Annotated in this window: 23 protein-coding genes; 11 read left to right on the forward strand and 12 right to left on the reverse strand. The window is 64.4% G+C overall.

All coding sequences use genetic code 11. The features are described from left to right. Positions 1-54: 54 nt before the first annotated feature. Genes coaE through AB843_RS12705 form a run of 4 tightly spaced genes read right to left on the reverse strand, consistent with a single transcriptional unit; the run spans position 55 to position 2,938 of the window. On the reverse strand, positions 55-654 hold the full coding sequence (gene coaE, locus AB843_RS12690) for a dephospho-CoA kinase (RefSeq protein WP_048647226.1): 600 nt from the start codon (positions 652-654) through the stop codon (positions 55-57). After that, complete coding sequence (locus tag AB843_RS12695; RefSeq protein WP_048647227.1) at positions 651-1,502, reverse strand: shikimate dehydrogenase; 852 nt, start codon at positions 1,500-1,502, stop codon at positions 651-653. The genes coaE and AB843_RS12695 overlap by 4 nt, the downstream gene beginning before the upstream one ends. After that, a complete protein-coding gene (locus AB843_RS12700; protein WP_048647228.1) occupies positions 1,495-2,100 on the reverse strand; it encodes a Maf-like protein in 606 nt (201 codons plus the stop codon). Before AB843_RS12700 ends, AB843_RS12695 begins: the two co-directional genes overlap by 8 nt. Before the next feature lies 1 nt (position 2,101). Next, positions 2,102-2,938 carry a pyruvate, water dikinase regulatory protein gene (locus tag AB843_RS12705; protein WP_048647229.1) on the reverse strand — a complete coding sequence of 279 codons (837 nt, stop codon included), beginning with the start codon at positions 2,936-2,938 and terminating at the stop codon, positions 2,102-2,104. 398 nt (positions 2,939-3,336) lie between these two features. Here AB843_RS12705 and hemE point away from each other — a divergent pair, with 398 nt between their 5' ends. The 3 genes from hemE to rho all read left to right on the forward strand — a co-directional run bounded on the left by hemE (position 3,337) and on the right by rho (position 6,349). After that, positions 3,337-4,362, forward strand: a complete 1,026-nt coding sequence (gene hemE / locus AB843_RS12710; protein WP_048647230.1) for a uroporphyrinogen decarboxylase — start codon at positions 3,337-3,339, stop codon at positions 4,360-4,362. Next, positions 4,359-4,895 carry a protoporphyrinogen oxidase HemJ gene (gene hemJ / locus AB843_RS12715; protein WP_048647231.1) on the forward strand — a complete coding sequence of 179 codons (537 nt, stop codon included), beginning with the start codon at positions 4,359-4,361 and terminating at the stop codon, positions 4,893-4,895. Before hemE ends, hemJ begins: the two co-directional genes overlap by 4 nt. Positions 4,896-5,083: 188 nt before the next feature. Next, positions 5,084-6,349: a transcription termination factor Rho gene (gene rho, locus AB843_RS12720; RefSeq protein WP_087587097.1), complete on the forward strand. Its 1,266-nt coding sequence runs from the start codon at positions 5,084-5,086 to the stop codon at positions 6,347-6,349. A 55-nt stretch (positions 6,350-6,404) separates the two neighbouring features. Here the strand turns inward: rho and AB843_RS12725 are convergent, their stop codons facing one another. Then, on the reverse strand, positions 6,405-8,432 hold the full coding sequence (locus AB843_RS12725) for a thioredoxin domain-containing protein (protein ID WP_048647377.1): 2,028 nt from the start codon (positions 8,430-8,432) through the stop codon (positions 6,405-6,407). A 57-nt stretch (positions 8,433-8,489) separates the two neighbouring features. Here AB843_RS12725 and mnmE point away from each other — a divergent pair, with 57 nt between their 5' ends. The 5 genes from mnmE (at position 8,490) to AB843_RS12750 (ending at position 14,438) form a co-directional block, all read left to right on the forward strand. After that, a complete protein-coding gene (mnmE, locus tag AB843_RS12730) occupies positions 8,490-9,809 on the forward strand; it encodes a tRNA uridine-5-carboxymethylaminomethyl(34) synthesis GTPase MnmE (protein ID WP_048647232.1) in 1,320 nt (439 codons plus the stop codon). Positions 9,810-10,045: 236 nt separating this feature from the next. Continuing rightward, positions 10,046-11,914: a tRNA uridine-5-carboxymethylaminomethyl(34) synthesis enzyme MnmG gene (gene mnmG, locus AB843_RS12735; RefSeq protein WP_048647378.1), complete on the forward strand. Its 1,869-nt coding sequence runs from the start codon at positions 10,046-10,048 to the stop codon at positions 11,912-11,914. Next, positions 11,911-12,561: a 16S rRNA (guanine(527)-N(7))-methyltransferase RsmG gene (gene rsmG / locus AB843_RS12740; RefSeq protein ID WP_048647233.1), complete on the forward strand. Its 651-nt coding sequence runs from the start codon at positions 11,911-11,913 to the stop codon at positions 12,559-12,561. The genes mnmG and rsmG overlap by 4 nt, the downstream gene beginning before the upstream one ends. A 155-nt stretch (positions 12,562-12,716) precedes the next feature. Continuing rightward, a complete protein-coding gene (locus tag AB843_RS12745) occupies positions 12,717-13,505 on the forward strand; it encodes a ParA family protein (RefSeq protein WP_048647234.1) in 789 nt (262 codons plus the stop codon). Between the two features lie 60 nt (positions 13,506-13,565). After that, entirely contained in the window at positions 13,566-14,438 is an 873-nt protein-coding gene (locus AB843_RS12750) for a ParB/RepB/Spo0J family partition protein (protein WP_048647235.1), read from the forward strand. A gap of 39 nt (positions 14,439-14,477) precedes the next feature. Here the strand turns inward: AB843_RS12750 and holA are convergent, their stop codons facing one another. The 7 genes from holA to AB843_RS12785 form a co-directional block, all read right to left on the reverse strand. Then, positions 14,478-15,518 (reverse strand): DNA polymerase III subunit delta, encoded by a 1,041-nt coding sequence (gene holA, locus AB843_RS12755; RefSeq protein WP_048647236.1) that lies wholly within the window; start codon positions 15,516-15,518, stop codon positions 14,478-14,480. Positions 15,519-15,581: 63 nt separating this feature from the next. Continuing rightward, positions 15,582-16,394: an ATP-binding cassette domain-containing protein gene (locus AB843_RS12760; protein WP_048647237.1), complete on the reverse strand. Its 813-nt coding sequence runs from the start codon at positions 16,392-16,394 to the stop codon at positions 15,582-15,584. Next, positions 16,387-17,274 carry an ABC transporter ATP-binding protein gene (locus tag AB843_RS12765; protein WP_048647238.1) on the reverse strand — a complete coding sequence of 296 codons (888 nt, stop codon included), beginning with the start codon at positions 17,272-17,274 and terminating at the stop codon, positions 16,387-16,389. Before AB843_RS12765 ends, AB843_RS12760 begins: the two co-directional genes overlap by 8 nt. Continuing rightward, positions 17,271-18,116: an ABC transporter permease gene (locus AB843_RS12770; protein ID WP_048647239.1), complete on the reverse strand. Its 846-nt coding sequence runs from the start codon at positions 18,114-18,116 to the stop codon at positions 17,271-17,273. The genes AB843_RS12765 and AB843_RS12770 overlap by 4 nt, the downstream gene beginning before the upstream one ends. Then, a complete protein-coding gene (locus AB843_RS12775; protein WP_048647240.1) occupies positions 18,109-19,116 on the reverse strand; it encodes an ABC transporter permease in 1,008 nt (335 codons plus the stop codon). The genes AB843_RS12770 and AB843_RS12775 overlap by 8 nt, the downstream gene beginning before the upstream one ends. 76 nt (positions 19,117-19,192) lie before the next feature. Next, positions 19,193-20,728, reverse strand: coding sequence for an ABC transporter substrate-binding protein (locus AB843_RS12780; protein ID WP_048647241.1), 1,536 nt, complete (start codon positions 20,726-20,728; stop codon positions 19,193-19,195). Between the two features lie 200 nt (positions 20,729-20,928). Continuing rightward, positions 20,929-22,503, reverse strand: coding sequence for a phytoene desaturase family protein (locus AB843_RS12785; protein ID WP_048647242.1), 1,575 nt, complete (start codon positions 22,501-22,503; stop codon positions 20,929-20,931). Between the two features lie 123 nt (positions 22,504-22,626). On the opposite strand from AB843_RS12785, the gene AB843_RS12790 reads away from it, so the two are divergent. Genes AB843_RS12790 through AB843_RS12800 form a run of 3 tightly spaced genes read left to right on the forward strand, consistent with a single transcriptional unit; the run spans position 22,627 to position 25,483 of the window. Beyond that, complete coding sequence (locus AB843_RS12790; RefSeq protein ID WP_048647243.1) at positions 22,627-23,415, forward strand: cyclase family protein; 789 nt, start codon at positions 22,627-22,629, stop codon at positions 23,413-23,415. Positions 23,416-23,432: 17 nt separating this feature from the next. After that, complete coding sequence (locus tag AB843_RS12795) at positions 23,433-25,001, forward strand: phytoene desaturase family protein (RefSeq protein ID WP_048647244.1); 1,569 nt, start codon at positions 23,433-23,435, stop codon at positions 24,999-25,001. Next, a complete protein-coding gene (locus AB843_RS12800; protein ID WP_048647245.1) occupies positions 25,001-25,483 on the forward strand; it encodes a MarR family winged helix-turn-helix transcriptional regulator in 483 nt (160 codons plus the stop codon). The genes AB843_RS12795 and AB843_RS12800 overlap by 1 nt, the downstream gene beginning before the upstream one ends. Positions 25,484-25,518: the final 35 nt, after the last annotated feature.

Consider the following 25,518-nt stretch of genomic DNA (forward strand, 5'->3'; position numbering starts at 1 on the left):
CCAGCACAGCCTCAGCCAACATGCGCGCCGACACCCCGCCAGGCAAGGAAGCTGTCAGCCGCGACCACTTTCGCCTGGGGAAAGCTCGGCGATGATCGCCCTGACGGCGGCGCGCGCCGGCTCCATGCCGCGGCCCGTGTCGATGATGAAGTCGGCGCGGCGGCGCTTTTCGGCGTCGGGCACCTGGCGCGCCAGGATCGCGGCGAATTTTTCCTCGGTCATGCCGGGGCGGCGCAACACGCGGGCGCGCTGTTCCTCGGCCGGCGCGGTGACGACGACGACCTTGTCGACGCGGTCCTTCCCCCCGGTCTCGAACAGGAGCGGGATGTCGAGAAGGACCAGTCGCGAGCCTCGCGCCCGGTTCTCGGCGACGAAATCGTCGGCATTCTTGCGCACCAGCGGATGGACGATGGCTTCCAGCGCCTTCAGCGCTTCCGGGTCGCCGAGAACCGCCTGCGCCAGCCGGCCGCGATCAACGGCGCCATCGACCACCACGCCTGGAAAGCGGGCCTCGATGAGAGGAGCTGCGGCCCCCTTGTAGAGGCGGTGCACGGCGGCGTCGGAATCGTGCACGGGAACGCCTTCGTCGGCGAACATCTTTGCCGTGGTCGATTTGCCCATGCCGATGGACCCGGTCAGGCCAAGGATGATCATGCGGTTGGCTCCAGATCGGCGAGCACATGTTTGCGCAGGGCTTCGGTGACGGCCGGGCGGACACCGAACCAGCGCTCGAAACCGGGCACCGCCTGGTGCAGCAGCATGCCCAGCCCATCGACCGTTGCCAGGCCGCGCGCCTCGGCAGCGGCCAGCAGATCGGTCTTCAGAGGCGCATAGACGATGTCGCTGACGATGGCGTGGTCCGGCAGGGGATCAAGCGCGATCTCCAGCGGTGGCTTGCCGGTCATGCCGAGCGCGCTCGTGTTGACGAGAAGGTCGGCCGTGCCGAGCAAGGCCGGCAGCGCCTGCCAGCCGTGGGCGCCGGCGCCGCCGATGAAACGCTGCGCGAGCTCCGCCGCGCGGTCCAGCGTCCGGTTGACGATGCGGATATCGTCATAGCCGGCTTCCTGGAGCGCGTGGACGATCGCCCGTGCCGCGCCGCCGGCGCCGAGCACCACCGCCACCGTGCCGTCCCGCCAGGCCGGCGCCGTCGCATCCAGATGCGCGGCATAGCCGTAGGCATCCGTGTTGCCGCCGCAGAGCATCGGACCTTCGAACCACAGCGTGTTGACCGCGCCGATCATCTGGGCGGCCTTGTCGTGCTTATCGACCAGGCGAAAGGCCGCTTCCTTGTGCGGCAGGGTGACGTTGCCGCCGGCAAAGCCGGCTTTTTCAAGGCCGCGCAGGAACAGCTCGAAGTCGAGCGGCGCCACGTCGATCCGCTCGTAGCTGCCGGCGATACCGTGCACCGCCAGCCAATGACCATGGATCAGCGGCGAGCGCGAATGGGCGATGGGATGCCCGCAGACAAATGCGCGTGGGCCGGATGCGCGCGCCTCAGCCATCAATGGCCTCCAGAGCGCGCAGTTCGGCAAGCAGCGGCAGGAGCGGCAGACCGACAATGGTGAAATTGTCGCCGTCGATCTTTTCGAAAAGCTGGATTCCCTCGCCCTCGATCTGATACGTGCCGACGCTGCCCAGCGCCTTCTCGCCGACACGCGCCAGATGACGGCCGACAAAGCCCGGATCGAGCTTGCGCATGGTCAGCCGGGCGATGCCCACATGGCGCCATATCGCCGCGCCGTTGCGGGCCAGCACCACGGCGCTGTTGAGCTGGTGGGTGCGGCCGGACAGTTTCAGCAGATGACGGCGCGCGGCCTCCATGTCGGCCGGTTTGTGGAACACCTCGTCGCCCAGCGACAAGGTCTGGTCGGCGCCGATCACCAGCGCATCGGCAAACCGCTCGGAAACCTCGACTGCCTTGGCCTCGGCCAGAACCTGCGCCACGGCTTCGGGATCGGCATGGCTGCCTTCAAGGGTTTCCTCGACGGCACGCTCGTCGATGGAAGACCGTTCGACGCGGAACCGGAGGCCGGCGTTTTCCAGCAACATCCGGCGGAAAGGGCTGCCAGAGGCGAGGATGATCTGCGGCGTATCGGACATGTCAGGCCTCCCTGTTTTCACGCGATTTCGCATGCAGCGCCAGGATGGCGGCTGCCGTCTCCTCGATCGAGCGGCGTGTCACGTCGATCACCGGCCAGCCATGCCGGGCGCAGATCTGCCGCGCATAGGCGATTTCACGGGCGATGGTGCCACGGTCCGTATAGGGATTGAAGTCGTCCTCGTTGACCGTGCCGAGAATGCGGTTCTGGCGAATCTGCGAAATGCGTTCCGCCGAGGCAACGAGACCGACGATGAGCGGCTTCTTCGCCAAGGCCAGGTCTTCCGGCAACACCATGTCGAGAACGATCGGCACATTGGCCGTCTTCACGCCGCGATTGGCCAGGTAGATGCTGGTCGGCGTCTTGGAGGTGCGTGAAATGCCGACGAGGATGATATCGGCTTCCTCCATGTCGAGCGGCAGTTGGCCGTCATCATGCTCCATGGTGAAGTTGAGCGCCTCGATGCGGCGAAAATACTGCGCGTCGAGGACGTGCTGCGCACCGACCCGGCGGCCGGCGGGTGTTCCCAGATAGGATTGAAACACCATCAGCACCGGTTCAAGCACCGAAACGCAGGGCAGGCCGAGCGCGGCGCAGCTTTCATCGACCCGGCGGGCCAGCTTCTGATCGACCACCGTGTAGAGCACGATGCCGGGCTCTTCCTCGATTTCCTCGAGCACCCGGGCGAGCTGTTTCTCGTTTCGAATCAGCGGGTAGATATGCTCGATGGCGCGTGCATCCTTGTATTGCGCGGCGGCGGCGCGGCCGGCGGCCAGCAGCGTCTCGCCGGTCGCATCAGAAATCATGTGAAGATGGAAGAAGCGTTGCGATTGCTGCACGGATTTCTACCTGCCCATGTGGATGGCTGTTGATAACGCCCGGCGCGGCGCTTGGCGAGGCTCGACCGTTTGAAAACTCGACGATTCATCCACAACAAGGGGTGCTGTGAAATGCGCATCGGCGGTGTGGAGAACTACAGGCGATGCAAATATGGCCCTGCGCCATCCACTGCGGCTTCAAAGGACAGGATCACGCAAGCCACTGATCAGGCTATCGGAATCCCGGCAATCCCCGATGTTTTCAAGATGGGTATATCCGGCGGGCGCGGCAATTCGACCAGCGAGATGCGGCGGCTTTCCGTGGACAGAATTGAATCCACGTTACAAACAGACTCATAGAATCAGAAGATTCCTAATAAAGAATTATCTTTTTGACTCCTGACTGTGGAGCGGGCCTGATGGGGCAACGAAGAATCCTCGACGTGCTGAGAGGCGAGACTGTGTTCCCGCCGCCCGTATGGATGATGCGGCAGGCAGGACGCTATCTGCCGGAATACAGGGAAACGAGGAAGCAGGCGGGGAGCTTTCTCGATCTTTGCTACAACCCCGATCTGGCGGTCGAGGTAACGCTGCAGCCGATCAGGCGCTTCGGGTTCGATGCATCGATCCTGTTTTCCGATATTCTCGTCGTGCCGCATGCGCTTGGCCGCGACCTGCGTTTCGAGGAAGGCCGGGGGCCACTGATGACGCCGATCGATGCGGCGGGCATCGCCAAGCTCGACGATGCCGGTGTTCGGGATCATCTGGCGCCGGTCTACGAGACGGTGCGGCGTCTGCGGAAGGCGCTTCCGGAAGAGACAACCCTGCTCGGCTTCTGCGGGGCGCCATGGACGGTGGCGACCTACATGATCGCCGGGCATGGAACGCCGGACCAAGCGCCGGCACGGCTTTTCGCCCATCGGCAGCCGGAGGCCTTTGCCGCGCTGATCGACCTTCTGGCCGATTGCTCGGCCGACCATCTGGTGCGCCAGATCGATGCGGGCGCCGATGCGGTGCAGATCTTCGATTCGTGGGCCGGGGTTCTGGACGAGCTTTCCTTCGAACGCTGGTGCGTCGAGCCGGTGGCGCGGATGGTGGCGCGGGTGCGCGAGAAACACCCCGGCGTGCCGATCATCGGCTTTCCGAAGGGCGCAGGCGCGCTTTATGCGGGGTATCGCCGGCAGACCGGCGTGACGGCGCTCGGGCTCGACTGGACGGTGTCGATGGGTACGGCACGGCGCCTGCAGGCCGAGGGCGCGGTGCAGGGCAATCTGGACCCGCTTCGGCTGGTGGCGGGCGGGGACGCGCTCCTGGAAGGCGTGGACGCCATTGTCGCGGCGCTGAAGGACGGCCCCTTCGTGTTCAATCTGGGCCACGGGATCACGCCGGACACACCGGTCGCCCATGTGGAAGCAATGCTCAAACGGGTCAGGGAGGCCGGATGATGGCGACAGGGCAGGATACGGGCGGGAAGAAGGCCGCGCTCAGGGCCGCCGTTGCGCTGGCCATCTTTGCCGCTTTGGCGGCGTTGCTGTTCTTTTTCGATCCGGACGGGTTCTATCTCTGGGCGAAAGCGATCCATGTGATCGCCGTCATCTCATGGATGGCCGGCATGCTCTATCTGCCGCGCCTGTTCGTCTACCACGCGGAAGCCGAGCCCGGTTCGCCGCAGTCGGAGACCTTCAAGGTGATGGAGGGCCGGCTTTTGCGGCTGATCATCAATCCGGCCATGATGGTGACCTGGGTGCTCGGCCTATGGCTGGCCTGGAAGGGATTCGGCTTTCATGGCGGCTGGCTGCATGCGAAAATCGCGCTCGTCGTCGCCATGTCCGGCGTTCATGGCTACTTCTCGGGCGCCGTTCGCCGTTTTGCAGCGGACGCCAACACCAAGCCGGCGCGTCATTGGCGTATAATGAACGAGGTGCCGACGGTGCTGATGGTTCTCATCGTCATCCTTGTTATCGTCAAGCCCTTCTGATACTGGAAGTCAAAGCCGCCTTGAATACGGAACCGCTGAAGCTATCTTGCCCTTTGGCCGGGACAGCGATAAAAGACGGTTCCTTCCTTTTTGTCCGGTTCCCCGATCTCTCCCGTTTCGAGTGAAGCCGGCCGGCCCCATATCCGCCGATTCCCCATCATTCCATTGCCTTTTCCAGAGTCCGCCACATGCAGGAAATGAAACTCCAAGAGCTGAAAAGCAAATCGCCGACCGATCTGATCGCGTTCGCCGAATCGCTTGAGGTCGAGAACGCCAGCATCATGCGCAAGCAGGAGCTGATGTTCGCCATTCTCAAGAAGCTCGCGTCGCAGGATTTCGAGATCATCGGCGAGGGCGTGGTCGAGGTGCTGCAGGATGGCTTCGGCTTCCTGCGCTCGGCATCGGCCAACTATCTGCCCGGTCCGGACGACATCTACATCTCGCCCTCGCAGATTCGCCGCTTTTCGCTGAAGACCGGCGATACGGTCGAGGGGCCGATCCGCAGCCCGAAGGAAGGCGAGCGCTATTTCGCGCTGCTGAAGGTCAACACGATCAATTTCGAGGATCCGGAGAAGATCCGCCACAAGATCCATTTCGACAATCTGACACCGCTTTATCCCGACGAGCGGCTGAACATGGAAATCGAGAATCCGACGACGAAAGACCTTTCGGCGCGGGTGATCGACCTGGTGGCGCCGCTCGGCAAGGGGCAGCGCGGCCTGATCGTCGCGCCGCCGCGCACGGGCAAGACCGTGCTCCTGCAGAACATCGCCCACTCGATCACCTCCAACCATCCGGAATGCTTCCTGATCGTCCTTCTGATCGACGAACGCCCCGAGGAAGTGACCGACATGCAGCGCTCGGTGAAGGGTGAGGTCGTCTCCTCGACCTTCGACGAGCCGGCCACACGGCACGTGCAGGTGGCCGAAATGGTCATCGAGAAGGCCAAGCGGCTGGTCGAGCATGGCCGGGATGTGGTGATCCTGCTCGATTCCATCACCCGGCTCGGCCGCGCCTACAACACCGTCGTGCCGTCTTCCGGCAAGGTTTTGACCGGCGGTGTCGATGCCAACGCCCTGCAACGGCCGAAGCGCTTCTTCGGCGCGGCGCGCAACATCGAGGAAGGCGGCTCGCTGACCATCATCGCCACGGCGCTGATCGACACGGGCAGCCGCATGGACGAGGTCATCTTCGAAGAGTTCAAGGGCACCGGCAATTCGGAAATCATTCTCGACCGCAAGGTTGCCGACAAGCGCATCTTCCCGGCCATCGACATCCTCAAATCAGGCACCCGCAAGGAAGACCTGCTGATCGCCCGCCAGGACCTGCAGAAGATATTCGTGCTGCGCCGCATCCTGGCGCCGATGGGCACGACGGACGCGATCGAGTTCCTCAACGACAAGCTGAAGCAGACCAAGGCGAATTCCGAGTTCTTCGATTCGATGAACACGTGATGCGTGGCCCGGCGCGTTAAGCATTGGGTAACCATGTTTTTCGCGCAATCGCGGGCTATTGGGAACGCAATGTGCGTTCCAGCACAGCCGGATCCGTTATCGGCGGCAGGCATGTCTGGCCCTGGCAAAGATAAGCCGCCGGGCGCGTCGTGTCGATCACCACGCCACCCGGCAAGGTTTCCGCCTTGCCGCCCAGCGGAAGAACAGCGTCGAAACGGCGCGGATCGGAATTTCGATTCGCTACCGGAACGAACAGCGGGCGATCCTCTGGTTCAACCATCACAAGCTTGAGCGGGGATGCAACCAGCGCGGCCGCATAAACGATGCCGGCCTGGCCGTAGAGCTGTGCCGTGGCGCGGCCGAGGGCTGTCTGAGCGGTATCAGGCAGCATCCGTTCCAGACGGGCCTCGCCGGTCAGCATGGTGACGCCGAGAAGCGCCTCGATGATCTGGCTGGTTGCCGAGGGAACCGCCTCATCCACATCACCACGGATGCGCATCGGCACGTCGGTGGCGTCCGACGCGGTCAGATAGAAGCCTGTTTGCGCCGCGTCCGCGTGCCACTTTTCAAGATCGGCCAGCCATCTTTGTGCCTGAAGAAGCAACTCCGCGTCGGGCGTTGCCTGAAACAGAGCAATGGCGGCCGATATCATGGCCGCGTGATCGCTTGCCAATGCGGGGAAAAGCCGTTTGCCGCCACGTATGCTGTGAGGCAGCCGCCCGTCCGCCATCGATTCGCATACGAAACGATAGGCGGTTTGCGCCGCTTCGATCCAATCGGCTCGATCCAGCAACCTGCCTGCCGTAGCAATCGCGGCTATCGTCATGCCGTTCCAGTCGACCAGAACCTTGTCGTCGCGGCCGGGCTGCGGGCGCAGATTCCGCGCGACGAGCAGCTTGTCGAGCAGAACTCGCATGCGGGCTTCGGTTTCCGCATCGATGAATACCGGACGGTTCAGGCGGTGCAGGATCGGATCCCCGTGCCAGTCGGCGGGCTTGGTGATATCAAACACGCTCAGGAAGGCGGCGGTGTCGTCGCCGAGTATGGTGGACAATTCGCCATGCGACCACAGGTAGGATTTCCCCTCCTCGCCTTCACTGTCCGCATCGAGGCTGGAGGCGAATGCGCCGCCATCGACGCGCATGTCGCGCAACAGCCATGCGACGGTTTCTTCGATTCGGATGCGGAACAATTCATCCCGGGTGTACCCATAGGCCCAGCACATCTGCTGCAGCAATTGGGCATTGTCGTACAACATCTTCTCGAAATGCGGCACGAGCCAGCGATCGTCCGTGGCGTAGCGGGCAAGACCGCCGCCGACATGGTCGTATATGCCGCCGGACAGCATATGCCGAAGGCTGTCGACAACCGCGTCCAGATGCGCCCGATCGCCACTTTGCAGACCGTTCAGCCAAAGTGCCTTCGTGAACGGTGCGTTGGGAAACTTCGGCGCGCCGCGCAGTCCACCGGAGACCGGATCGATCATGCCATGGATGCGCGCCGCGAGATCGTTCAGCGCATCGCCGGGTTCGCCCGCTTTGCCGGGCGGTGGGGCCAGGCGCGCCTGGACATGGGCTTTCAGGTCGCCCGCGCTCTTTGTCAGCTCGGCACGCTTATCCCGCCAGGCGGCATGGACCGCCTCGAGAACCTGGATGAAGCCAGGCCGGCCAAAGCGCGGCTCCGGGGGAAAATAGGTTCCGCCCCAGAATGGGCTGCCATCCGGGCTCAAGAACATGGTCAGCGGCCAGCCGCCTTGCTCGCCGGTGGCCGCCAGCGCCGCCATATAGATCTGGTCGATCTCGGGGCGTTCCTCCCGATCGACCTTGATATTGATGAAAAGTCGGTTCATGACGGCGGCGACCGCGTCGTTCTCGAAGGATTCATGGGCCATGACGTGGCACCAATGGCAGGCGGCATAGCCGACGGAAAGCAGTATCGGGCGGTCGAGCGTCTGCGCTTCAGCCAGGGCAGCGGGAGACCAGGCCCGCCAATGCACGGGATTGTCCCTGTGTTGCAGCAGGTAGGGACTGGTTTCATCGGCGAGAAGGTTCTTGGCGGGCAGCACGCAGGGGCCTCGTAACATATGTTCGGTCATACGGATCACGACCGGGACGGTAGGGTGCTTTTGATGACAGGGCAAATGCAGATGCGCGAAACGATCTTTGCCCTGTCGAGCGGTGGGTTGCCCGCCGGCGTGGCGATCGTCCGGCTGTCGGGCCCGCGCGTTGCCGAGGCGCTCGAAGCTCTGACGGGTGCGGTTCCGCAAGCGCGTATGGCGCGACTGACGGCCATTCGCGACCAACAGGGCACGTTGCTTGACCGGGGTCTGGTTCTTTTCTTTCCGGCGCCGCACAGTTTTACCGGCGAGGATTGCGCCGAACTGCATCTGCATGGCGGCCGCGCCGTGGTGCGGGCGGTGCTGAATGCGCTCGGGCGACGCCCGACATTTCGCCCGGCAGAGGCCGGGGAGTTCACAAAACGTGCCTTCCTGAATGGCAAGATCGACCTGACGGGGGCCGAGGCCCTGGCGGACCTGATTGCTGCCGAGACCGAGGCGCAGCGGCGGTTCGCGCTGGCGAGCGGCGATGCCAGGCACCAGAAACTCTATGCCGACTGGCGGCAGACGCTTCTCCGCGCTCGCGCGATGATCGAGGCAGAGCTGGATTTTGCCGATGAAGAGGACGTGCCGGGATCGATCGCGGCAACGGTTTGGCGCGAGGTCGAAGCCCTGTGCGCGCTGATGGACCATCATGCGGACGGCTATCGCGATGCGGAGATCATCCGCGACGGTTTTCGTGTGGTGATACTCGGCGCGCCGAACGCCGGTAAGTCGAGCCTGCTGAATGCCATGGCGCGGCGCGACATCGCCATTGTCACCGAAGAACCCGGCACGACACGCGACGTTCTGGAAGCGGCGCTGGATATCGGCGGGGCCAAGGTCATCGTCACCGACACAGCCGGCATCCGCGCCGATCCCGGCCGCATCGAGGCGCTGGGCATGGATCGGGCGATGGATCGTGCACGCGAGGCGGATTTGATCATCCTGCTTGAGGACGCCGATAATCCGCAGAGCGTCGCGCTGCCCGAGGGCACCGCCCATATCCGCGTCGCCAACAAGATCGACCTGGCACATGACGCTCGATTGCTGGCCGCGTACGATTGTGCTGTTTCGGCGAAAACAGGGGTGGGGCTGGAGGAGCTTCTCACCAGGCTCGGCGGCATCTGCGCCGACAGCACACGCCGCGCCGCGGAGCTGTTGCCGTTTCGCGAGCGGCATGTTCATTTGATACGACTGGCGGCGCGTCATGCCCGCCAGGCCGTGGCGATGGATCATCTGGGACTGGAGCTTCGTGCCGAAGAACTCCGCCTGGCCGCCGACGCGCTCGGCCGCATCGCCGGCGCCATTGACGTGGAAGATCTGCTCGACACGATCTTTTCGCAATTCTGCATCGGCAAATGACTCACGTGAAACACCTTTCAGGTCCGCCATTGAGACGGACATGTGACTCACGTGAAACAACGGCCTGCTGATGGAGACAATGGCGAAAGATTGTTTCACGTGAAACCTATTCTTGCGAGGCTCCCTTGACGGGAGAGCTGTAAGGGGACATGTCTCGGCCATTCCGATTGTAGGCGACGCGCCTGTTCGCGTGGACGTTCGCAGACAGCGCAGGGGTGCGCGGGCAGGGACAGACAATGATTGAACACTATGACGTTGCAGTGATTGGCGGTGGCCATGCGGGTTGCGAAGCCGCTGCTGCGGCAGCGCGCGCCGGCGCCAGGACCGCGCTGATCACGCTGCGCTCCGATACGATCGGCGTGATGTCCTGCAATCCGGCGATTGGCGGGCTCGGCAAGGGGCATCTGGTTCGCGAGGTCGATGCACTCGACGGCATTATGGGCCGGGCGGCGGATGCCGCAGGGATCCAGTTTCGCCTGCTGAATCGACGCAAGGGTCCGGCCGTGCGCGGTCCGCGCACCCAGGCGGACCGCAAGCTGTACCGACTTGCGGTGCAGGAAGCGGTTCATCAGCAAGCCGGTCTCGAGATCATCGAAGGTGAAGCGCTCGAACTGCTGATCGAGAAGGAGCAGGTTGCCGGCGTGGTCATCTCCGGTGAACGGGAGTTGCGGTGCGGTGCGGTCGTCCTGACAACCGGGACGTTTCTGCGCGGTCTCATTCATATCGGCGAAAAGAAGATCCCGGCCGGCCGCATGAACGAACAGGCGGCGGAGCGGCTTTCCCGGTCGATGGAGAAGGCGGGTTTTCGGCTCGGCCGTTTGAAAACCGGAACGCCGCCGCGGCTGGATGGCCGCAGCATCGACTGGTCGGGCCTGGATATGCAGCCGGCCGATGATGACCCGACGCCGTTCTCGTTGCTGACCGATCGCATCGTCAATCGCCAGATCGAATGCGGCATCACACGGACGAACGCTGAAACGCATGCGGTCATCCGCGCCAATCTGCATCGCTCGGCCATGTATTCCGGGGCGATCGACGGCATCGGGCCGCGTTACTGCCCCTCTATCGAAGACAAGATCGTCAAGTTCGGCGACCGGGAAGGGCACCAGATCTTTCTCGAACCGGAAGGGCTGGATGACGATACGGTCTATCCGAACGGCATTTCGACGTCACTGCCGCAGGACGCGCAGGAAGCGCTGCTGAAAACGATCCCGGGGCTTGAACGGGCGGTCATCCTGCAGCCGGGCTATGCGATCGAGTATGACCATATCGATCCGCGCGAGCTGGAGCCATCGCTGGAGACCCGCAAGGTGCACGGCTTGTTCCTGGCCGGGCAGATCAATGGCACGACGGGTTATGAGGAAGCCGCGGCGCAGGGAATTCTCGCCGGCATCAACGCTGCGCGCCGCGCATCAGGCGCCGATGCGGTGGTTCTCAGCCGCGCCGACGCCTATATCGGCGTGTTGGTGGATGATCTGGTTACGCGCGGGGTCAGCGAGCCGTATCGCATGTTCACGTCACGGGCCGAGTATCGCCTGTCGCTGCGCGCCGACAATGCGGATGCGCGCCTGACGCCGCTGGCGATCCGGCTCGGCATTGCCGGTGGAGAGCGCATGCGGCGGTTCTCGGAGCAGGAGACGGCACTCGCTGCCGCGCGGGAATCGATTCGGAACCGTTCCATTAGCCCGAATGAAGCCGCGCAGCATGGTATCGTGCTGAACCGGGATGGCGTGCGGCGCAGCGGCTATGATCTCCTGTCGTATCCGGATGTCGATATGCGCCGTCTCACCGGCATCTGGCCGGAACTATCTGAAATTCCTCCGCTTTTATCGGAGAAACTGGAAACCGAAGCGCGCTATGCCGTCTATCTGGAACGGCAGAGCAACGATGCGGCCATGCTGCGCCGCGAGGAAGCCCGCGAAATTCCGGGCGATCTGGATTTTTCAGCGGTGCCCGGTCTGTCGAACGAACTAAAGCAGAAATTGGCGCTACGCCGGCCGCGCAACATCGCCGATGCACAGAAGATCGACGGCATGACGCCAGCCGCGCTGGCCCTGATCATAGCGACATTGCGACACGTGGAATTCGAACTGGGTGCCGCGTGAGCGCCGAGCGGTTCAATCAGCTGCAGACAATCGCCGGGCCGGTTTCACGTGAAACATTCGATCGATTGGTGGCGTTTGAGGCGGTGTTTCAGCGCTGGGCAAAGCGCATCAACCTGGTGGCACCCTCGACGCTCGGCACGCTTTGGGAGCGGCATATTCTCGACAGCGCGCAATTGCTGCGCCTGGCGCCGCAGGCGCGCCACTGGGTGGATGTGGGTTCCGGGGGTGGATTCCCCGGGGCGATCATGGCGATTCTGCTCGGCGGAAGGCCCGAATCCACGGTTCAGCTGGTCGAAAGCAACCGCAAGAAGGCGGCGTTTCTCGTCGCGGCGCTGAATGAGGTCGGTGTCGCGCCACGCATCCACGCACGGCGCATCGAAGAGTGCTACACAGCAGTGGGAAGCCCGGAAATCGTCACTGCGCGCGCCTTGGCGCCGTTGCCGTTGCTGCTGGAACTGACGGCACCGTGGCTCAGCAATGGCGCGCGTGGCTTGTTTCATAAAGGCCGGGATTACCGCCGCGAGGTGGAAGAAAGCGTTAACGTGTGGCGATTCGATCTGGTAGAACATGCTGACAAGGTTGATGCGGATGCTGTTATTCTGGATGTGAGTAACCCAAGTCGGGTTTCGCCAGCGGTGCGATTCTAACAGATGTACCCATCTGTTGGGAAAAATCGCCCCACCAGATCAATAGCTTGTGGGCTGACTTACCGAAACGGATGGATACCTCTGTTTCGGTCAGACCACCAGGGGCGGCGTCGCGCAAACCTTCTGTATTGGGTTAATCCGGGGTAGCAGCAGCGATGAACAGCGGCACGCGAATCATCACAGTGGCAAACCAGAAAGGCGGGGTCGGCAAGACCACGACGGCGATCAATCTCGCCACGGCATTGGCGGCGATCGGCGAGAATGTTCTGGTCGTCGATCTGGATCCGCAGGGCAATGCGAGCACCGGCCTGGGCATCGACCGCAAAGACCGGCACGTTTCGTCCTATGACGTGCTGACCGGGCGCGCCGGTCTCATCGAAGCGGCGATGGAAACCGCGGTGCCGGGCTTGTCCGTGGTCGCATCGACGCTCGACCTTCTGGGCATCGAAATGGAAATCTCCAGCGCGCCGGACCGCGTCCTGAAGCTGCGCAACGCGCTGCGGGACGAGGCCTATCCTTACTCTTACGTGTTGGTCGATTGTCCGCCATCGCTCAATCTGTTGACGCTGAACGCCATGGCTGCGGCGGATTCCGTCCTGGTGCCGCTGCAGTGCGAGTTCTTCGCCCTGGAAGGCCTGAGCCAGCTTCTCGAGACCGTCGAGCAGGTGCGCGGGTCGATCAATCCGAAGCTTGGCATCCAGGGCATCGTCCTGACCATGTTCGATCGACGCAACAATCTGGCCAACCAGGTGGTCGAGGATGTGCGCGCGCATATGGGCGAAACGGTCTATGAGACGGTCATTCCGCGCAATGTGCGGGTTTCCGAGGCGCCGTCCTATGGCAAGCCGGCGATCCTGTACGATCTGAAGTGCTCGGGCAGCCAGGCGTATCTGCAGCTCGCTTCGGAAGTGATTCGCCGCGAGCGGCGCTTGCGGGCCGCATAGCATGGCGGCGGGAGCGGCCGTCACGGAATATGTCAGTTTGGTGCTTGGTGGTGTTGTAACATGAACGAAGATCCCTCACGCAAACGCCTGGGCCGCGGCCTGGCCGCCCTGATCGGCGAGATGGACAAACCGGAGGCCGCTCGGCAAGAGACCGTGCGCGCCGATCGTGCCGTGCCGATCGAGTTCATTTCCCCCAATCCGCGCAATCCGCGTCGCCAGTTCATCGAGGCCGAACTGAGCGATCTGGCGCAATCCATCCGCGAGCATGGCATCGTCCAGCCGGTGGTGGTGCGTTCCGGCTCGGCGCCCGGCCGTTTCGAAATCATTGCCGGCGAGCGCCGTTGGCGTGCGGCGCAAAAGGCCGGACTGAACGAAATTCCGGTTATCCTGCGCGAGGTGGATGACAAAGCGGCGCTGGAACTGGCTATCATCGAGAATGTTCAGCGGGCTGACCTGAATCCGCTGGAAGAGGCGCGCGGTTACCAGCAGTTGATCGACGATCACAGCTACACCCAGGCGGATTTGGGCCAGGTGATCGGCAAGAGCCGCAGCCATGTGGCGAATACGCTGCGCCTCTTGAAGCTGCCGGACGTGATTGGCGATCTGATCATTGACGGGTCGTTGTCGGCCGGCCATGCGCGCACATTGGTGACGGCGGAAGACCCGCTTGGGCTCGCCCGGCGCATTGTCGAAGACGGGCTTTCCGTGCGGCAGGCCGAGGCTCTGGCCAGTGCCCCATCGGCGACGGAAGCTGCCGAAGGCGGCAAGACGCGCAAGGAAAAGGACGCCGACACGCTGGCGCTGCAGAAATTGCTGAGCGATCAGACCGGCCTGAAAGTGGTTATCAACCATAAGGAACGCGGTGGCGAAATGCGCATTGCCTATCGCAGCCTGGAGCAGCTCGACGAGCTGTGCCGCCTGCTGAAGCAATAGCCTCGGCCATCGCTGCCGTCATTTATGGTTAGCCAAGCGTTAACGCCGGCCGCGCGCGCCCTCGATGGCGAGTGCCATCAGGGCCTGGCGGGCGATCGGGACGGCGAGGGCCGGTCTTTGCCTTGTGCGCAGAATGGCTGCCTGCAGGCGTTCTCCAGCGCTTTGCAATGCGCTGCCGCTCCAGCGGCTCAGCGCGGTTTCCACGGTTTTGCGGCGCGAGAAGAAAACCGGCGGGCGGGCCGAGGCAACCGCCGCGCTGGCCGATTGGCCGCTGGCGTCCATGGCCCGGCGCAGGGTCTGCAGCGTGTGGATCTGCCGCAAAGTGGCCGACAGGACAAGGAAGGGCGGGTTGCCGGCCGACAGGAAGCGGCGAAACGCGCCATCGAATTCCTTGAACTGGCCGATGATGATGGCATCGACGGCTTCGTCGGCGCTCAGGCCGGAGACATCGCCCGTCAACCGGCGGATATCGTCGGCGGTCACCTGGCCGTTGCCGGCGCAATAGAGCGCCAGCTTCTCCAACTCGCCGCGCGTCGCCAGGCGGTCGCCGCCGAGATTGGATTTCAGAACCTGTCGCGCGTCCAGCGCGATGCTGAGGCCGGCGGCGCCGAGCGCTTCATCGATGACCGCGTCGATCCCGCGCCCGTCATCGGCATAGCAAGGCAGCGCCATGCCGCTGTTGCCGCGTTCGACGGCCGAGCGCAATGATGCACCCTTGCGCAGGTCGCCAGCCTCGACCAGGACGACGCAATCGGCCGGCGGCGTTTCCAACAGGGCCGTGATGTCGGCGACCAGCGCCTTCTGATTGGCCGCTCCCTTGACCCAGATCAGGCGTTGCGGCGAAAACATCGGCACGGTCAGCGCCTCGTCGGCCAGCCTGCCCGGTTGCTGCTCCACCTCTGCCGCATCGAGGCGGACAACGGTGAAGGGATCGTCGAGAGGCAATTTCGTGCCTTCGGCGAAACGACGGGCACGCTCGCTGACCAGGCCGCGGTCCGGCCCGTAGATCAGGACGATGCGGACTGCCGTTTCGGGCCGGGCCAGCCAGCGGTCGACTTCATGTGCTTTCTTCTGCGCCATGCTCGCTCAATATCACGGGAAACCGGCTTGGGCATCCCGCTTGCGCAGCCGGTCGTGAAAACTTCAGCGCGTCAGCCAGTCATCATCGATTTCCGGTAGCGGGATGGCGGCAATCAGCTCGCGCGTATAGGTCTCGCGCGGCGCGGCGAACAGCGCATCGGTCGGCCCCGCCTCGACGATGCGGCCGGCCCGCATGACGATGGTGTTCCGGCACAGGCGGCGAATCACCGAGAGGTCGTGGCTGATGAAGGCGATCGTCAGTCCCATCTCGCTGGCGAGCTGGTCGAGCAGGGTCAGGATCTGCGCCTGGGTGGAGACATCGAGGCCCGAGACGATCTCGTCGGCAAGGACGAATTTCGGTTCCAGCGCCAGGGCGCGGGCGATGCCGACCCGCTGCCTCTGCCCGCCGGAAAGCTGGTGCCGGTAGCGGGCGGCGAAATTTTCCGGCAGACCGACGCGGGTCAGCGCCGCCGCTACACGCTCGTCGATGCGGTCGGCCAGGCCGTGATGGCGCATCGGCGCGGCGATGATCGCACCGATGGTGCGCCGCGGGTTGAGCGACGACATGGGGTCCTGGAAAATCATCTGCAGGTCGCGGCGCAACGGTTTCAGCGCCGGTTCCGGCAGATGCGCGATGTCGTGACCATCGAAGACGACGCTGCCGGCGCTTGGCTCCAGCAGGCGGACCAGAGCGCGGCCGAGCGTCGATTTGCCGGAGCCGGATTCGCCGACAATGCCGGTGATGCAATTGCGCTCAAGGGTGAAATCCAGCCCGTGCAGGATGTCCAGCATCGGCGCCGGGCCAAGCAGCGGCTTGCGGGCCATGTCGGGCAGGGAAACCTTCAGCCCCTCGACAGTGAACAGGCGGTCAGCCATGCGCGCGCTTCCATTCGGTGTCGGCGGCCCGCACCTCCAGCGCCAGTTCGGCCAGAACCGCGCTGTTCACCGGCTGCAGGCTGGAGGCGGGGTGGGTGTAGCGCGGTGTGGCGGCCATCAGCGCCTTTGTGTAGGCATGCCTGGGTGTCGCGAAGAGTTCCGGCGCCGGCGCCCGCTCCACCACCATGCCGGCATACAGGACCGAAACGCTCTGGCTGATCTTGGCGACGACACCAAGGTCGTGCGTGACAAACAGGATGGCGGTGCCATGCCGGCGCTGCAGATCGGCGATGAGCCGGAGAATCTGCTTCTGCACCGTGACGTCGAGCGCCGTGGTCGGTTCGTCGGCGACGATCAGGCGCGGTTCGGCGGCGAAGGCCGCGGCGATCAGCACGCGCTGGCGCATGCCGCCGGAAAGCTCGTGCGGATAGGCGGCGATGACGCGGTCCGGTTCGCGGATATGCACCTCCGCCAGCATTTCGCGAATGCGGGCGCGGGCGCTTGCCGCCGGCCAGCCCAGTATGTGGGTCAGCCGGTCGGTCATCTGCGGGCCGATGCGGCGCGACGGGTTGAGCGCCGTCAGCGGGTCCTGCGGGATCAGCGCGGTACGGGCGCCGATCAGCCGCCGCCGCGCCGCTGGGGCCAGCGTTTCCAGCCGGGTTCCCTCGAGCGTGATCGACCCTTCCACCTGGCGCACGCCGGGCGGCAGGACACCGAGCAGGGCCTTGCCGATCATGCTCTTGCCGGCGCCGCTTTCGCCGACCAGCGCGTGCACCTCGCCGGCGGCGACATCGAGCGAGACGGAGCGCAGCACGCGGTCGCCATTCGGCAGGGTGGCGCTGAGCGCGCCGATGGAGAGGCAGAGAGGCTGGGCGGTCATCTGAGCACCGGGTCGAAGCGGCTCTTCAATCCCTCGCCGAACTGGCTGAAGGAGAGCACGGTGAGGAACAGGGTGATCAGCGGGAATACGAGGATCCACCAGGCCTGATGGATCGACAGGCGGCCCTCGGCGATGATGCCGCCCCAGGTCGGATCGTCGGTGGAGATCGACAGGTTGACGAAGGACAGGATGGCCTCGACGATGACGGCGATGCCCATCTCCAGGGATAGAAGCGCGATAATGGGCGGCAGTACGTTCGGCAGCACCTCGCTCAGCATGATGCGCCAGCGGCCGAAGCCGACGATCCGCGCATTCTCGATATAGTCCATGCGCGCCTGGACCATGGTTTCGGCGCGCACGACCCGGCAGAAGCGGGTCCAATCGATCACGGCGATGGCGATGATGACCGAATGAAGGCCGGTGCCGAGCACGGCCACGAGCAGAATCGCGAAGAGGACCGGCGGAAAGGCCATCCAGATATCGACGAGGCGCGAGATGATGCGATCCGCCCACCCACCGAAGTAGCCGGCTATCAAACCAAGGGCCGAACCGAGCAGGCAGGCGGCGAAAGCGGCCACCAGCGCAACGATGACGGCGATGCGGGCGCCGTAGATCAGACGCGAGAGCAGGTCGCGGCCGAGGCTGTCCGTGCCCAATGGATAGCCGGATTCGGAACCTGCCATCCAGAAGGGGGGCAGACGCTCGTAAAGCAGATCCTGGGCCAGCGGGTCTTGCGGGGCGAGAAGGGGCGCGGCGATCGCGGCGATGAAGACCAGCGCCAGCCACAGGCCGGCGAGCCACAGCCGCGCGCTCGGGCGGCGCGTCGCGCGGGCGCTATCCATGACGCAGCCTCGGATTGAGCAGCGCATAGGAGAGATCGACGGCCAGATTGATGAGCACGAAGATCAGCGCGAAAACGAGGACGATGCCCTGGATCAGCGGCAGGTCGCGGTTGATGACCGCATCGATCGCCATGTTGCCAAGCCCCTCATAGGAAAACAGGCGTTCGACGATCACCGTGCCGCCGATGAGGAAGGTGAATTGCACGCCGATCAGCGTCAGGGTCGGCAGGGCGGCGTTCTTCAGCGCCTCGCGCAGGATGACCTGGGTTTCGGAAAAGCCCTTCACGCGCGCCAGCACGACGTAGTCCAGGTCCATCACCTCTTTCAGCGATTGCTTCAGGAGCAGGGTGATGATGGCGGCAAGCGGCAGCGCCAGCGCCAATGCCGGTATGAACATGTGCGCCAGGAGGTCGGCGGTCAGGTCGAAGCGCAGCCGGAGAATGCTCTCGACCAGATAGAACTGCGTGGCAAACGGCAGGTCGAGGCTGGGCGAGACGCGGCCGGAAATCTCGAAGATCGGCGCCAGCACGCCGAAGACGAGGATCAGCAACAGGCCCCAGAGGAAATCGGGGATCGACAAGGCGGCCCCACCGGCGACATCGATGCCGGCCTCCACCGCCGTGCCACGCTCGCGGGCGCCGAGAATGGCCAGCGGGCCGCCGATGGCCAGGGCCATCAACAGGGCCAGGGTGGCAAGCTCCAGCGTTGCCGGCAGCCGGCCAAGCACCAGGGACAACACATCCTGGCGCAGCGAGATGGAGGTGCCGAAATCGCCTTGCAGGACGCCGCCAAGCCAGATGACGAATTGCTGCGGCAGGCTCTTGTCGAGGCCGTAGAGCGCGCGCAGGCGCTCGATGTCTTCGGGGCCGGCGCCGGGCGGCAGCATCATGGCGATGGGGTCGCCGGGTGCCACGCGAATGACGACGAAGACCACGACGGCGACGCCGAACAGCGTCACGGCCATGGTCATCAGGCGCAACAGGAATTTTTGCAGAATCACATGCCAATCCAGATTTCAAAGCCATGCCAGCGGGGATATCCGAGGCCCCGCCGGCTTGTATCTTTCAGCACGAAGGTCAGGCGGGCGTCATCAACGCCGGCAGCAGGGCGCCGGAGATGTGCGGCACGATGTTGACGTTCTTTGCGTGGACAACCGGCTGCACATACTGGATCAGCGGGATGACATAGGCTTCCTCGGCGATGTGCTTCGATACGGCTTTCCAGCCGGCGATGCGCTTCTCCTCGTCCGGCTCGCCCCAAAGCGGGTTGATCATGTCGATCAGGTCCTGCCCGTCCCAGACCGAATGGGGGCTGGGGCCATACATGGCGAAGCCGGTCGAGGTGGTCGGATCGCCGATCGCATTGCCCCAGTTGTAGAAGGCGGCGGGCGCAAGCTGGTCGGCGGCGCGCAGTTCGAAATGCTTGGCGATCTCGTAGACCTCGATCTCCGCCTCGATGCCGACCTTGCGCCACATGCCGACAATGGCCTGGATCATCTCGTAATCCTTCGGCTTGAAGCCGCGCGTCGTCTGGATCTTGAATTTCACCGGGTTGTCGGTCGAGTAGCCGGACGCCTTGAGGAGCTCGCGCGCCTTGTCGGGATCGTAGGGCGTCTTGATGCTGTCGTCGAAGGCGGCGTATTCGGGCGCTTCCAGCGTGTCGATCGGCTTGCCGTAGCCGCGCAACAGGCGGTCGACCAGCAGCGTCTTGTCGATCGACATGACGGCGGCCTGGCGCACATTGCGGTCGGTCATCACCTCGATGTCGTTCAGGAAGATCATGCCGATGTCGGAAATGGGCGTGGCGGCGCCGGCCAGCCCGTCCTTGGCGATCAGCCGGTCATACTCCTCGTAGGGGATTTCCAGCGTTACCTGCGAACGGCCCGATTCGACCTCGGCAACGCGGCTCGCCGCATCGGTGACGAATTTGATGGTGACGTTCTCGAACGCCGGCTTGCCGCCCCAATAGTTGGGGTTGGCCTTCAGCCGCAGGAAGGCGTTGCGCTCGAACTTGTCGACCATATAGGGGCCGGTGCCGATGGGGGCGGCTTCGAAGCCCTCCGCGCCGACCTTCTCGTAATAGGCCTTCGGCATCACATAGCCGGTGAGAAACGACATCCACTTGAACAGGGTCGGCTCGAACGACAGGACGTCGGCGGTGATCTTGCTGCCGTCGATGGAGAAGTTGCCGATTTTCGACCAGACGAACTGGATCGGATTGCCGGTCTCCGGCTTGGCGGCGCGCTCCAGCGACCAGACGACGTCTTCCGCGGTGAAGGGCGACCCGTCATGCCAGGTGACGCCTTCGCGAACGGTCATGTGGATCTTGCTGCGGTCGTCGTTCCAGCCCCACTCGGTGATCAGGCCCGGCGCGAAGGCAAGGTCCGGCTTCTGGGCGATGAACTGGTCGAAGACCGATTGATAGAAGCCCTGCACGGTGGGATTGACCGCCGAGGGCCCGGTGGTCGGATCCCAGGAGGGCAGGTTGACGTTGTAGGCGATGGTCAGCTCGTCGCCGGCGGCGCGCGCCGAGACCGGCAGGCCGAAAGCGGCGGCGCCAAAGGCGGCGGCGCCATAGCCCAAAAGGTGTCGTCTGTTTGGTGTCCAGCTCATGATGGTTCCCCTTGTGTTTGCCCGGCTGGCCATCTGTGTTGATTTCGTGCGGCTTGCGGGCGTCATTGTGATCGCTAGAGCGCCATGCGTCCATTCGGACGCATAAAGGACGCTCTATCACTTTGCTTTTCCGCATTTATGCGGACGTCAGGTGATTCCACCTGACTGCAAAATGCCGGTGTCAGGAAGAAGGTTCGGTTTCAGCGTCCTCCCAATTGCTGGGCGAGCATGAAGCCCGAGGCGGCGCCGACGCCGGCGCCCGGCCAGGTGGCCGCGCCAGCCAGGTGGAGATGAGCGACCGGTGTGTTCCAGCCGGCAAAACCCGGCACCGGACGGAAGAGAAAATTCTGCGACAAATGATGGCTGCCGCAGATCTGGTCGCCGCCGACGAGATTCGGATTCGCCCGTTCGAGGTCGAGCGGCGAGAAGACGGCGCGGCCGAGAATCTTCTTCGACAGGCCGGGCGCATAGCGCTCGATGATCGCCAGCGCGCGGTCGGCATAGGCGTCCTTGACCACGTCCCAGGTATCGGGGGCGATCCGGCTCGCCGCATCCGATCTGATCTCGGCCGGCAGCACGCGCACCTGGACCCACAGGACGTGTTTACCATCGGGAGCGCGCGTTGGATCGATCGCGGTGGGCTGACCGACGACAAGCACCGGCTCGTCGGGCAAGGCGCCGGCAATGGCCTGTTGATAGGTGCGCGCCATCATGTCGAGCGAGGGCGCCAGATGCACATAGGCGAAGCGTTGCAGTTCCGCGCCGGCGCTCCAGTCGGGCAGGCCGTCCAGCGCCAGATGGATCATCATGGTGCCGGGCGCATGGCGGAAGTCGCGCGCCGCCTTGTCGAACGCGGCATCGCCGGACCCGTTCGGCAAAAGGCCGGCGGCCAGCGCCCGTGGGGCCACCGTCGCCACCACGGCGCGGCGGGCCTGAAGCGTTTCGCCACCGGCGAGCCGCACACCCGTGGCGCGGCCGTTCTCGACGATGATTTGTTCGACCCGAGCGTCGGTGCGAATGACGCCGCCATCGGCTTGCAGCATGCCCTCCATGGCGCGGATCATCGTGTCTGCGCCGCCCTTGCCGATGACAAGGCCGAACGCCTGGCCGGCCATGGATTCCAGATAGGGAAACACCGCGCCGCCGGCGATGTCCGGCGCGAAGTCGAGATGCATGCCCCAGGCGGCCAATGTCGCCTTCACGGCATCGTTCTCGAACTGCTGGTCGAGCCAGGCGCGCGGCGAGGAGAGAAGCAGCCGGACAAGTTTCAGCGCACCGCCGACACCGGCCGAGCGCCAGGCCTTCCAGGCAAGTCCGGCCAGCGCGCGCGCCGTCATCGGGGAGCCAAGAACGGCGAAGATCAATGCCGCTTCACCGGGGAACGCTGCAACCAGCCGCCGCCAGGCCTCGGCGTCGCGCTCGGACAGGCGGGCGAGCCGCGCAACGGTCTTTTCCAGGTCGGTGCTGACGCCGAACCAGCGCCCGTCGGGAAACACGCTGGCAAAGCAATCGCTGGCGGGGGCCAGGGCGAAGCCGTGCAATTTCAATTCATCTGCATATAGTTTATGAAATGCGGAGCCGGCAAAAAGACTGAGATTCATCGCGCCGAAATCGTGCCGGTATCCCGGCAGCGTGAACGGTTCCGTGCGGACGGCGCCGCCAATGGCTGAACTCTGCTCCAGAACGCAAGTTGTCCAGCCCTTTCGAGCCAGATGCGCGGCGCAGGCCAATCCGTTGTGCCCGGCGCCTACAATGATCGCGTCGTAAATCTTCACGTCGGCCGGAACTCCCCTCCCAGAAGCAAAGATAATTGCATATGCATTCTTTTTCGTCTAGATCATCGTAACGCTCATGCGGCGCGCCGCCGCGGATTCTTGACGCTCTTTGGGAGGAGAAACATGACTCAGTCCGTTCTTGGCGAATTCGCCGGCCAGCTTCTTGCCGGCAAGATCGAGGTGGTGGATCTGTCGGCCGTGCTCGGTCCCGACACGCCGCTCCTCAAGCTGCCGCCCGAGCTGGCGGTGGACACACCGAAGATCGAGGTCCACAAGATCTCCGAGTATGACGACAAGGGACCGTTCTGGGCTTGGAACTGGCTCAAGGTGGGCGAGCATTCCGGCACCCATTTCGACGCGCCGATCCACTGGATCACCGGCCGCGATTTTCCCGACGGCTCGACCGACACGATCGCGCCGAAGAATTTCGTCGCGCCGGTCAATGTCATCGATTGCTCGAAGGAAGTGGCCGAGAACAACGATTTCCTGCTGACCGTTGATCACATCAAGGCATGGGAAGCCAAGCATGGCGCGATCCAGGCCGGCGAATGGGTGGTGCTGCGCAGCGACTGGTACAAGCGCAACGGATCGGAAGCCGACTTCCTCAACGCCGACGAGACCGGCCCGCATTCGCCCGGACCGACACCCGAGGCGATCAGCTATCTGATCGACAAGGGCGTGATCGGCTGGGGCAGCGAGACCATCGGCACCGATGCCGGCCAGGCCGGCGGCATGGAGCCGCCCTTCCCGGCGCATAATCTGATGCACAAGGCCAATCGCTATGGTCTGGCAAGCCTGGCCAATCTCGACAAGCTGCCGCCGAAGGGAGCGATCCTGATCGCCGCGCCGCTGAAGATCGAGCATGGCACGGGCAGCCCCTGCCGCGCGCTGGCCCTGGTTCCCAAGGGCTGAACGGCCGGGATACCGCCATGTCCGCCCCCGATACGATTATCGTCGGCAGCGGCATCAACGCGCTGGTCGCCGCCGCCCTTCTGGGCGGCAAGGGCCGGCGTGTCCTGGTGCTGGAGCGCAATGAGCGCATCGGCGGCTGCATCCGCACCGAGGCGGTCACCGCGCCGGGCTTCGTGCATGATGTGATGGCCACCACCTTCGTGCTGTTCGTCACCTCGCCGGCCTATGCGGCGCTGGCGGGCGATCTGGCGCGGCACGGGCTGGAGTTCTGCAACAGCGATACGCCGACCGGCGTGTTGCGGCCGAACGGCGATTTCCTCATTCACGGCCGCGACCGGACGGCGAATGTGGCGGCATTCGATGCAGTCGAAGCCGGTGATGGCGTGCAGTACCTGGCGGACATTGCCTCGGTCGAACGGAATGCCGGGTTGATCTTCGGCCTGCTTGGCGGGCGGGTGTGGAGTTTTGCCACGGCACGTCTCCTGGCGGGCGAGGCCTGGCGGCGCGGCCCGCGGGCGCTGGCGAGCTTCTTCGGCGAAGCGCTGACGCCGGCGCGCGGCTGGCTGGAAAGCAGTTACGGTTCCGAAACGACACGGGCATTGTGGGCACCATGGGCGCTGCATGCGGGGCTCGGGCCGGAAGATGCCTTCTCCGGCCAGATCAGCAAGGTGATCGCGTTTGCCCTGGAGGCCGCCGGTGCGCCGGTGGTCAAGGGCGGGGCGCAGAATCTGCTCGACGCCTTTCAAGGATTGATCGAGGAGCGCGGCGGGGAAATCCGCACCGGGGCCGATGTGGCCGAGATTCTCACGACGAACGGCAAGGCGCGCGGCGTGCGGCTGGCTTCCGGCGAGGAGATCGCCGCCTCGACCATTGCCTGCTCGGTGACGCCGGATCAGCTCTACGGGCGTCTTCTGGCGGCGACGCCGCAGCCGGAAGCCGGCGAAGCAACGCGCCGCTATCGCTATGGAAAAGGCAATTTCCAGCTTCACTACGCGCTTGACCGCCCGCCCGCATGGCGCAGCAAGGGGTTGAGCGACGTGGCGCTGCTGCATCTGACGCCGGGGCTCGACGGTGTGTCGAAAGCCTGCAACGAGGCGCTGCGCGGCATGCTGCCCGAGGAGCCGACCATCTGCGTCGGCCAGCCGCACGCGCTCGACCCGTCGCGCTGTCCGCCGGGAAAGGCTGTCTTGTGGCTGCAGCTTCCCGAAGCGCCGCGCCACGTGCGCGGCGATGCCGCCGGAAAGCTGGAGATACCGGCCGATGGGCGCTGGACGCCGGCGCTGCGCGAGGCCTATGCGGACCGGGCGGAAGCGGTTCTCAGCCGCCATATCGACGGGTTTGCCGGCACCATCATCGCGCGGCGGGCCTATTCGCCGGCGGATCTGGAAGCGATGAACGTCAATCTGGTCGGGGGCGATCCCTATGGCGGGTCATCGACGGTTGACCAGTCCTTCCTGTGGCGGCCGTTCAAGAACAGCATGAATCATACTACGGCGGTCGACGGGCTTTATCATATCGGCGCATCGACCCACCCCGGGGCTGGTCTCGGCGGTGGCTCGGGCTATTTACTGGCGGAGAGGCTGTGATGGACGAGCGTGTCGACGGCAGGAATCCACGGGTCACGACGCTGGGGCAGATCGGCCTGCAGCAATTCGCCCCGTATCTGATGAACCGCATCATGGGCCGCTACAATGCCAGCCTGCGGCTCGACCTTCGGCGCCAGGGGCTGACCGTGCCGCAGGTGCGGGCGCTGGCCGTGCTGGCGGTCGGCGACGGCATGTCGATCAATGAGCTCTCCGTCTTCACGGTGATCGAGCAATCGACCATGAGCCGCACGCTCGATGCGCTGGAGGCGCAGGGACTGGTGCGGCGCGAAGCCTGCCAGGACGACAGCCGCACGCGCAAGATCTTTCTGACCGAGAGCGGACGCGAGGAGTTCAACCGTGCCTGGCCGGCCATGCATGAAGCGTTCGAGCACATGTTCGCCGGCATAGACGACGCGGAGTACACGGCCTTCATCGGCACGTTGCAAAAGCTCCTCGGCAACATCCGCAAACACGATTTTTAAGCATCCGTTTCGCGCGCCCCTCCCCCAGGGGCGCG

The sequence above is a fragment of the Nitratireductor soli genome (assembly GCF_001050155.1).
Lineage (GTDB): Bacteria > Pseudomonadota > Alphaproteobacteria > Rhizobiales > Rhizobiaceae > Nitratireductor > Nitratireductor soli.